The 9,062-nt window shown below is 70.2% G+C and carries 11 protein-coding genes; 1 reads left to right on the top strand and 10 read right to left on the bottom strand.

Annotated features, from left to right (window positions below; translation table 11 throughout):
- Positions 1–2 precede the first annotated feature (2 nt).
- The 10 genes from ACPPVO_RS22525 to ACPPVO_RS22480 form a co-directional block, all read right to left on the bottom strand.
- Positions 3–989 (bottom strand): hypothetical protein, encoded by a 987-nt coding sequence (locus ACPPVO_RS22525; protein ID WP_426513156.1) that lies wholly within the window; start codon positions 987–989, stop codon positions 3–5.
- Between the two features lie 527 nt (positions 990–1,516).
- Positions 1,517–2,314 (bottom strand): hypothetical protein, encoded by a 798-nt coding sequence (locus tag ACPPVO_RS22520; protein ID WP_426513155.1) that lies wholly within the window; start codon positions 2,312–2,314, stop codon positions 1,517–1,519.
- Between the two features lie 249 nt (positions 2,315–2,563).
- Positions 2,564–2,767, bottom strand: a complete 204-nt coding sequence (locus ACPPVO_RS22515) for a hypothetical protein (protein ID WP_426513154.1) — start codon at positions 2,765–2,767, stop codon at positions 2,564–2,566.
- A 285-nt stretch (positions 2,768–3,052) separates the two neighbouring features.
- Positions 3,053–3,337 carry a hypothetical protein gene (locus tag ACPPVO_RS22510; RefSeq protein WP_426513153.1) on the bottom strand — a complete coding sequence of 95 codons (285 nt, stop codon included), beginning with the start codon at positions 3,335–3,337 and terminating at the stop codon, positions 3,053–3,055.
- A gap of 28 nt (positions 3,338–3,365) precedes the next feature.
- Positions 3,366–3,662 (bottom strand): hypothetical protein, encoded by a 297-nt coding sequence (locus ACPPVO_RS22505; RefSeq protein WP_426513152.1) that lies wholly within the window; start codon positions 3,660–3,662, stop codon positions 3,366–3,368.
- Entirely contained in the window at positions 3,659–3,922 is a 264-nt protein-coding gene (locus tag ACPPVO_RS22500) for a hypothetical protein (protein ID WP_426513151.1), read from the bottom strand. Before ACPPVO_RS22500 ends, ACPPVO_RS22505 begins: the two co-directional genes overlap by 4 nt.
- Positions 3,898–4,932, bottom strand: a complete 1,035-nt coding sequence (locus ACPPVO_RS22495) for a hypothetical protein (protein WP_426513150.1) — start codon at positions 4,930–4,932, stop codon at positions 3,898–3,900. Before ACPPVO_RS22495 ends, ACPPVO_RS22500 begins: the two co-directional genes overlap by 25 nt.
- Before the next feature lie 255 nt (positions 4,933–5,187).
- Positions 5,188–5,841 (bottom strand): histidine phosphatase family protein, encoded by a 654-nt coding sequence (locus ACPPVO_RS22490; protein ID WP_426513149.1) that lies wholly within the window; start codon positions 5,839–5,841, stop codon positions 5,188–5,190.
- A 911-nt stretch (positions 5,842–6,752) separates the two neighbouring features.
- Complete coding sequence (locus tag ACPPVO_RS22485; protein WP_426513148.1) at positions 6,753–7,982, bottom strand: RCC1 domain-containing protein; 1,230 nt, start codon at positions 7,980–7,982, stop codon at positions 6,753–6,755.
- Positions 7,983–8,187: 205 nt separating this feature from the next.
- The gene (locus tag ACPPVO_RS22480; protein WP_426513147.1) at positions 8,188–8,598 is read right to left on the bottom strand and encodes a hypothetical protein; all 411 of its coding nucleotides are present in this window, start codon (positions 8,596–8,598) and stop codon (positions 8,188–8,190) included.
- Positions 8,599–8,782: 184 nt separating this feature from the next.
- Here ACPPVO_RS22480 and ACPPVO_RS22475 point away from each other — a divergent pair, with 184 nt between their 5' ends.
- Positions 8,783–9,061 (top strand): hypothetical protein, encoded by a 279-nt coding sequence (locus tag ACPPVO_RS22475; RefSeq protein ID WP_426513146.1) that lies wholly within the window; start codon positions 8,783–8,785, stop codon positions 9,059–9,061.
- The last annotated feature ends 1 nt before the right edge of the window (position 9,062 follow it).

The following is a 9,062-nucleotide window of genomic DNA, read 5'->3' as shown; positions in this document are numbered from 1 at the left end:
CATCACTCAAATACCGAAAGATCTTTAATGTTGCTCCGCATCAGCGCCCGACGCATCGCGCTCAGGTGCGCGAGGTGCCGTTCGGGGTCATCGACGATCAGCGTGACCACTCGGGCCCCGGCGGCTTGCGGCGAACCGGCCATTAAGCTGCCATTCGACAGCGGGCGTACCCGGATCGCTCGGACGTCGGCCCACGATCCGCTCGTGCGCTGTGCGGGTATCTCCCACCCATCGGGCGTGAACCGTGCGGCAACCGGCCGGCGCAGGGCCGGACTGGCCGCGTACAGAATGGTGGCGAGCGCGAGGGTGTAGACCACGGCGAGGACCGTGACCAGGGTCGCGAGTATCGGCGGACTCGAACCGTGCCAGACAAGGACGACGAGCAGCCATAACACCAGCGCCATGGCCAGAAGCATGGCGAGGCTGACCAGGACACGACCGCGCCGCAACGTAACCTCACGCACCCCGGTGCCAGCGGGATCCGCCATCGGGCGAGCCAACGGTTCGGGGACCGGAACCTGGGCGTGGTACGGCACGGTGAACCCGGATTCGGCAGCGGCGCTGACCCACGCCGACTGGCCGGGCGTCGGGGCCAGCGACCCGAGCCGGGCAGCCTCCATCCCGAGCAGGCCGCTGGCGTGCAGCCGCTGGTATCGCCGACCCCAGGTGAGCAGGCCCGCGATTCCGCCGAGGGTCGCGACGAGTATCAGAGCCATGACGACGTCGACAGTCCGTGGCGAGGCCCGTGACGCGACCAGTGCCGCGGCGATCGGGATCAAGACGGCGACCAGCGCCACCGGCACCAACAGGCGTACGATGCGCAGTCGCCTCGCTACCGTCCGGCCGTACCCGGCGGCGGCCCAGGCGACCCCGACGTCCGAGGGCGCGACACCGCGGCTTGCGGCCGCGACGGCGTCCTTCCGGGCCTGCACGCTCAACGCTCGCCAGGCCCGGTCTGCGTGCCGGCCACGCGGAATCTCGAGCTCCACCACCACTCCCCGAGGTAGCTGTCACATCGTTCGGTCTACCGCGGCGACGAACCGCCGCAAGGAGGACCGCAACGTAGGCTAGCCCTAGACAGAGGGATGATCGATCAAGGGCTGCGGCCCTGATCAGCCGGGGTCGATATCACCCGGCCCCCAGGTTAAAGATCAAGTTAGGGCGATGTGGGCAAGCGGCCCAGGAAGTCGGTGACGAAGTCAGCGGGTCAGGCGGCCCTCGGCCGGGGCCTCGCACAGCGCGGTCGCGCTGTCGGGCAAGCCCGCGGCGGCGGTCAGGGCAGGCCCTGGACCGAGCGGCACCAGGACTCTGCCTGATGTACCACGGGCACAAGCCAACTAGCAGTCGGCAAACCACGCCTGGACGTGGAGCGTGTCGTTGTACTGTGGGGCCAGGTCCGCACAGCTGGCCCGGGTCCCAGGTCCCGGGGCCCGGGACCACCAGCCGGGAGCCAGGTAACAGAAACCCGGCCTGTGCCCCACCGAGGATGGCGAGGGTGCTGGCGGACGGGGGCGGTTCAGCCGACCACCAACGCCCCGCACGCCCCCTCGGCAAGGGTCTCCCCTTCGCCGATCTGGTTCGCCGGCCACACTTCGGCGACCAGCTCGTAGGTGCCGGGCGTCAGGCCGGGCGGCACCGTGAACGGCCGGGTCTTGACCGTCCCGCCAACGGCGAGCGACGCCTCGTCGACGTCGCCGTCACCGTTGGCATGGTCGCCGCCCGCGGTGTCGTACAACCCCGCCCCGAGCCCGACGACGATCGGGCCGGCCGCATTGAACCCGTACGTCAGCGTGATCGTCTGACCGGGCCGCGCGCTCGTCGGCGCGCCGCATGCCACGCTGACCACCTTGGGACTGACCGGCGGTGGCGGCATCCTGACCGGCGCCGGGCTTGACGGCATCGCGGACGGCGTCGGGTTCGCAGAGCTCGGCGGACTGGGCGATCGCACCGGCTCGGCGGTCAATGCCGGGGTCGAGCTTGGCGTCGGCTCCGGGAAGGCGTAGACGCCAATCTTGTGGCCGGCCCAGCCCCCGAGGAGGCCGACCGCGACCAGCGCCACCACGATCAGCACGATGAGGTTGATCGACAGTAGAACCTTGCGCCGCCCCATGTTCCAGCCCCGCACGACCAGGAGCGTCACCCCCAGGCCAGCTGCGACCACGACCCCGGACGTGACGAGTAGCTGCAGGCCGCTGTGGACGTAGGAGGAGAGGAACTGGGCGGCGCCGGAGAGCAGGCCGACGGGGCCCCCGACGACGACGATGGCCCGCCGGTCCCGACCGCGTAGCTGTTCCCCTGACTGCGGCTCCGTCATGGCGGTCCTCTCGCTCGGCTACCGGCGAAACGGCCCCAATATCGGCAGATATGTATCCGGACTGTGACCGCGCAACGGCTATTCCTGCAATCCGTGCAGGCTGTGCGCGGCGCACGAACGGTCACGCCTTGTCCAACTCGCGCAGAGCGAGGATGCGCCGCCGGCAAGCGGACCCCTACCGTCGCGGGCGTGCATCGCCATCGTCTGGACGGCGTTGGCGGATGTGGAGCGCCGCTGGCGACGGGGACTTCACCTGTTCGGCGACAACTTCACTCTGAGGTTACGGCCATGGGCCGGCGCGTTCCCGCACGACTCCCGGGCCGAATGCACGGTGTGCGCAGCTGCCGCGGCGTCGTCGGCCTGGATCGCGACCGCGAGAATGACCCGCAGCGCCTTGATGGCTTCCGCCCACCGGGCTGCCTCGAGCGAGACCGCCAGTGTCTCCTCCGCCACCGTAAGGCGCTCGGCTGGCCCGAGTGCGGTCTGCCGGGCTAGCTTGTTTAACAGTTCGGGCCGAAGATAGGTCGTGTATCCAGCGGCGATCTCGTCGGCGGACTCCCATCAACCGTGCGTTGACGGTTGCCGCCAGACTGGCAGGACGCGACGTCACGACGCCAGCCGATACGGCCACGGCGCCGCATCGTGCGGTTCCTGCCCGCGCAGGTACGTAAACTCGCGGTCCGGCTGCTGCCCGCCCGGCACGCCGCATCGCACCGTTCGGAACCGACCCCCCACGGGTCAGGTGGCGAAGAAAAGGGCCAACACGAACCAGCCTCCCGCAACAACCCCGCCGATGATCATCGACAGGGTGAGGCTTGCGCCGACCGCGAACGCGATCACACCTACCACCGCGAATATCCCGGGATACATCAGCAGGCCGACCGGGTTGCTCGCAATGTCACGGATGTTGCTGAACGCGGTCTGGAACATGGTCACAACGATTAGGCCCACGATGATCAGGACGGGCACCCCGATGAGGACTGCCAGCACCCACTGGTGAGCATTCCAGTCCGGCACATCCATCACTGACCCCTACCTCATCGACCGACCTTTAGATCGTGTGGTAGAGCGTGCCCGGAACGAGATCGGTCATCCGGCCGGAATTGATCCCGCCGGATCGGACGATCGGGCCGGTGGATAGCCCGGTCATCACCCCGGCCTCCCCGGCCAGCACCCGCGCCTCTTGCCGCCGTCGCGCCCGGCCAGCCTGAGCCGCGGTCGCCTCACCGCAGCCCGGCCCGGAGTGGATCTCGGCAAACATCGCCACCAACGTGGTCCCGGACTCGCCCGGCGACACCCGCCCGCGCATCGAACCGCCACACAGGCAGTACTTGGCGATCGCCGTCATGCCGCAACACCCGGCTTCAGCACGTAGTCCTTCGGTTCGGCCCGGCTGGCGCCGCGGACGTGACCGGCCACCCAGAATTTGCCCGAGTACTTCCCGAACAGCAGGCCGCGGTTGTATTGCTTCCCGTAGTGGCTGAAGTGCCCACGAACCGGGCTCAGGACTGCCTCGGCCGCGTCGGCCTCCGGCCCGCCTCCTGAACCGCACAGCCGCCGCAGCGACCGCCGGACGTCGGACGTCAGTTCCAGTTCGGGGCGGTGCACGCGGTGACGTGGCAGTCCTCGCAGATGTAGAGGCTGCAGAACCCGTCGCCGTACTCGCGGATGTAGTTGGTCGCCGTGGCGACGTGGAACATCAGCCGGCCGCAGGAGCGGCACGACGGGTTGGAGTACACGCCGATCGGCGGCCCGCCGACGGTGCCGTAGACGTTCGGCGTCGAGTGGATGTGGCTGTTGGAGTAGACCAGCGTGTCGTCGTACGGGCGGAGCACGACGGCGCCCCAGGTGTCCGGGTCGTCGTCGCCGATCCAGGTTCGGTGGCGGACGGACGCCCCGGCCTGGACGGTGATGTCGTACCAGCGGCCGTCCTCGCCGACGGCGCCCGCGACCTCCCAGCCGCCGGCGCTGAGCAGGTGCATGCGCTCGGCGGGCCAGGCGGGGACGCCGGGCAGGGCGGCGGCGCGCAGGGACATGAAGTGCCAGTCGATCAGGGTGGCCGCGGGCTCGCGGACGACCCGGTCCGGCGGGAGGCCGACCGGGTGGTCCGCGGCGAGCAGCTCCGCCAGGTCGGCGACCGGGCGCCGCTCCACGGCCAGGCGGTGCGAGGCGAACCGTTGCTGCGCCGGGCCGGCCGGCGGGACCCAGAAGCCGGCGTCCTCCAGCCCGTGCTTCCCGTCGTGACTGCGCACGAGGTCGGCGACCGCCGCGAGCGCCGGCGCGGTGCCGATCGCGGCCAGGGTCTCCAGGTGCGTCTCCGACCAGCGGTCGCGTATTTTCCGCGCCAGGTGCTCCACGCAGCTGTCCGGCGCGCCGTGCAGCAGCGCGCACCGCGTGTCGAACGTGACCTGGAAACCGTCGAGCAGCTCCAGGATCACCCGCTCCTGATGCGGGCGGAACGCGTCGAGGTGCACGCCGGCGACGTAGGCGAACAAGTCACAGAGGGCGTCGCCCAGCCGCGAATTCCTGGCGGCCGGGCCGAGTAGATCGACCAGGGCCGCGACGTCGGCCGGGGTGTCGACCGGGTACCTCAGGTTGTTGATCGATCTGAATGGCATGCCTGACCCTACTCCCGACGATCCAGGGTGCCGTCGACGCGGCGCCGAACGCGGCCGTGCCCGGGGCGTCGCGCAGCTCGTCCGGCAGCAGCTCCTGTGGTACGTCATCGGCATCGACCGGACCGCATGGATCGACCGTTGTCCGTTGCCACCGAAGATGGTCTGGGAAGAACGCGTTGAGCTGGGTAGATCAGATTCGATGGCGGGACGGGTTGGTCCTGTCGGCGCTGGTGCGGGTCGAGCCTGGCTGGTTTGTCATCGAATCTGGTCCAAAGTTGGGTCGGGCCGCGGGGGCGCGGTCGGATGACTCGGGCGGGCTTCTGGTTCAAGATGGCGGCATTCCCGGGTGGCCGGGTCGATCTCGAAAACGACGTCGTGCGGGTGGGATCGGGCAAGGGCGACGTGTGGATCGAGACCGAGTAGGTGTCGTTGCAGCATCCGGCCGATCATTTCGTGAGAGACGATCAGCGGCCGTTTCGCTGGCTTTCGGCTCACCTGGTGCAGGGCTCTGGCCGCGCGAGGATCGGCGTCGGCGTAGCTTTCGCCGTCGGGGAAGCGCCACTGGTACTTGTCAGCGGCCCGGCGTTGTCGGTCGCCGGGGAACTGTGCGTCGATCTGCTCGTCGATCAGGCCGCTGAACTGGCCGTGGTCGAGTTCGGCCAACTCGTCGACAACCTCGATCTCCAGGCGGAGGGCGTCGCTGATGATGCGGGCCGTCGCGAGTGCTCTGCCGAGCGGGCTGACAAAGATGCCGTCGATTCCTCGGTTCCGCAGGGTCGACGCGTGTCGGTGCGCTTGTGCGAGGCCGTCGGAAGTCAGCGGCGAGTCGAGCCGACCCTGCCGCCGCCGCAGGAGGTTCCATTGGGTTTGACCGTGCCGTGCCAGAAATACGGCGTCCCATGAGTTCACCCGGCCAGCCTGGCTGAAGGTTGCGTGGGCGGACAGCGATTTTCAGCCGGCATCGGCCGGGCTCGCCGGCGCAGCCGTCCTGTTGTCCAGCAACGGAACCAGCCGTGGACGCTTGTGGTGCAACGTCTTGTGCACGCGGGCCACGTCCAACTCTGGCGTCGCGATCCCTTGCCGCCACGCCCGGTTCAGGTAACAGCCGGCTCATCAACGAGCGTCACTCCGGCAGCATCCCGCGCCCCGGAGCACCTTCGATGGCACCACGCCGCCAGTCGAGCAGATTCGTTGGCACACGAGCACCTTCGATGGCACGGGACAACCGTCGTCCGATCGGACCCTGGACCCACCCCACCAGCTGCGAAATCCCCGCCCTGCCAGACCTGACCGGCTCGACGCTCGACGGCAGATCGACATTCGACCCACCGTTCTGAGCGCCACCACCGCCGCAGAGTGGGTCCAAGACTCACGGACACTGATCAAGGGAGTCTGACTCACCTGGGCCCGGAAGTCACGCACATCTGGGCCCCGTTCTCGGTTCTGGCGCGAACTGCGTGATTGATCTTGTTGGCTTTCGGGTGGGTGGGGTTCGCCGACTCGCCGACTTCAATCTATTCCGTGAAGGGCTAGACCTCGTCGACGAAGGTCTGGTCCGCGGGCGATGTACATCGGCCCGCCCTGGTGCGGGAGCTGGCCGAGCGGACCGGCCTGGGCGTGTCCGCGGTCGCGATAGCGTATTGCGGCTACCCGTCGGACGATTCGGGCGAGCGCGGGAGCGAGCTGCTGGAAATGCTCATTGACCCGGCGACCGGGGCGCAGGCCCCGCGGGCCTATAGGGGCGGAGCGGTGGCTGCGCCCGCTGCTCATGGGCGACGACCCCGCCGACCTGTGGACGGCGGGGATCGACGTGGAGCGGGTCACGCAGGCATGGCTGAATCGGGAGACGCGGCCGTGACCGCCAGGACGTCCCAGTTCGCCGCGGCGATGCCGACGATGGCGCGGCCGGGCACGGTGACCACGGTCGGGCTCACGATGCCGCTGCCCGCGCCGGTGCCGGCCATGCCGAACTGGTTGCTGCCCCAGACCAGCAGCGAGCCGTCGGCCCGCACCGCGTAGACGATCGGCGAGTTGTCGTTCTCGACGTCGACGATCGCCGGCTCGCCGGCCGGGCGGGGCAGCTCGGTAGGCACGGCGATGCCGCCCGCGACGCCGAGCGGGGTGAGCTGCTGGTGCGTGTTCTCGCCCCACAGGTACACCCGGCCGTCCGCGGTCAGCGCGGTCATCGCCGCCGAGCCGGCCGAGATGTCCACCGCGCGGCGGTCCGGGCCGAACCCGATGACCGGGCCGGGCACGAACGCCGAGACCGACGAGTACGGCCGGCCGAGGGCGCGCGCCTCGCCGCCGCAGGACAGCACCGCGCCGTCGGCCCGCCGGAACAGGGCGACCCCGCCGGAGACCGCGATCTGCCGGATGTCGGCGAGCCCGGCCACCGGCGTCGCGAACGGCGTCGCGCCCGCGACCGCGCCGTCGCACTTCACCGCTCCCCAGGCGGTGACGGTGCCGTCGGCCATCAGGGCGTACGTCACGTCGGTGCCCGACTCGACGTCCACCGCGCCGGTCAGCGGGGCGCCGGGCGCGGTCAGCACCCGCTCCGGATAGGCCCGGACGGCGGCCGTCGAGCCGTCACCGAGCTGCCGGTTCCCGTTCGGGCCCCAGGCGACCACGGTGCCGTCGGCCAGCACCGCGGCGACGGCGGTCTCCATGTGTACCGAGACGTCGACGACGTCCGTGAGCGTGCCCACGCCGCCGATGCCAAGCACCGGCGCGGCGGAGCGGGTGCTCGCGGCCGTCGAGCCGTTGCCGAGCACGGAGTTGAGGTTCAACCCCCAGGACAGCAGCCGCCCGTCGGCCGTCCGGGCGTAGCCGGCCCGCCCCCCGCTCTGCAGCTGCACGACGCCATCCGGCAACACCGTCCTTTGTGGACTGTTGTACTGCCCGGCCGCGCCGGCCGCGGTCTGGCCGAACTGGTTGGCGCCCCAGCCGTACGCGGCACCCGGCTGCGAGTCCTCGGCCGCGTGACCGGGCGTCGCGCCCAAGGCGACCGACGCGCCGGCCGCGGCGACGAGCAACAGCTTGTACCTCATCATGGTTTTCCACTCCCTGTCTGCGATCTCGGACAAGAGGATCGTGCGGGGCGCGTCTTGGGGGTGGCTTGGATCTCGACCACGGACCGACTTGGAATCCGGTGTCGCCTCGGCGACACCTGCGTCACAACGGTTCCCGGCGCACCGGCCCGCCTCACAACGGCGAGCGCGAGCAGCGCGCTGCCCGCGCGCAGATCGGTCAGGTCGCTCACGTCGTGCTCCTATCCGGCTCGTCAAGCTCCAGGTCGGCGAGGAATCCCTCCATCTGCTGGGCGGTGTGCCGGATGCCAGCCCGCCAGCCCGACGCGAACATCTCGTCGTCGCCGGCCGTCAGGAGCACGACCGGCCCGTGCGCGACGACGTCCTCCCACCGCGGCCAGCTCGGAACGGTGCCGGACGGCTGCCGCCACTCGTGCCGACGGCCGAGCTTCTCCAGTTCGTTGCGCGGGTCGTTGACGACCTGCGGACGGATACCGTCGCCGCCGAGCGCGATCCAGTGCCCGTCCATGACCTCCGACTTGAGCCAGATCATCTGCTGGTGGTAGTCGCCGTAGTTGGTGGCCACGACCGCGGCCCGGTCCTGCGGCTCATCGAACAGACCGAGGAGCTTCGCGGTCATCGCGACCACCCCACGCCGATCGCCTGCGCGACGTCGCCGCCATGGGCGGTCGCCACCGTGCACGGCCAGCCCGACACCCAGCCGTCGCCCCAGCAGGCGGTGCAATGCCACATGTTCGGCTTGCCGAGCCCGTCGAACGCCGGCTGGTGGAACTGCGGCGGCAGCAGACCGCATCCTCCCGTCCGTGGGCACCGTGCGGGTCGTCCGCGCGGTCGACCACCGCGACCGGTTTCTGATCACCGTCACCGGATTCGACGCGCCCGAAATCTGGGACCTCGACCCGCACGAGCTGGCGATCCTGCGCTGCCCGACCGCCCCGACGGACGGGTGGGACTACTACGCCGGCCCTCAGCCGGGTTCGGTCCTGGGCTGCTCCTGCGTCTACCGCCGCGACCGGGGCCAGTGGGCGAAGGCGATCACGCTGCCGACGTGCGCGTGGTGCAACCCGAACGAGGAGGACTGAC

This window comes from Dactylosporangium sp. McL0621, assembly GCF_049995355.1.
GTDB lineage: Bacteria > Actinomycetota > Actinomycetes > Mycobacteriales > Micromonosporaceae > Dactylosporangium.
The sequence above is the reverse complement of the archived record's forward strand: the minus strand, read 5'-3'. Positions and strand labels throughout refer to the sequence as shown.

Excerpts from the sequence above, each read along its gene's own strand:
- ACPPVO_RS22520 (WP_426513155.1), bottom strand. The coding sequence starts at position 2,314 with ATGACGGAGCCGCAGTCAGGGGAACAGCTACGCGGTCGGGACCGGCGG.
- ACPPVO_RS22510 (WP_426513153.1), bottom strand. The coding sequence starts at position 3,337 with ATGGATGTGCCGGACTGGAATGCTCACCAGTGGGTGCTGGCAGTCCTC.
- ACPPVO_RS22505 (WP_426513152.1), bottom strand. The coding sequence starts at position 3,662 with ATGACGGCGATCGCCAAGTACTGCCTGTGTGGCGGTTCGATGCGCGGG.
- ACPPVO_RS22495 (WP_426513150.1), bottom strand. The coding sequence starts at position 4,932 with ATGCCATTCAGATCGATCAACAACCTGAGGTACCCGGTCGACACCCCG.
- ACPPVO_RS22485 (WP_426513148.1), bottom strand. The coding sequence starts at position 7,982 with ATGATGAGGTACAAGCTGTTGCTCGTCGCCGCGGCCGGCGCGTCGGTC.
- ACPPVO_RS22480 (WP_426513147.1), bottom strand. The coding sequence starts at position 8,598 with ATGACCGCGAAGCTCCTCGGTCTGTTCGATGAGCCGCAGGACCGGGCC.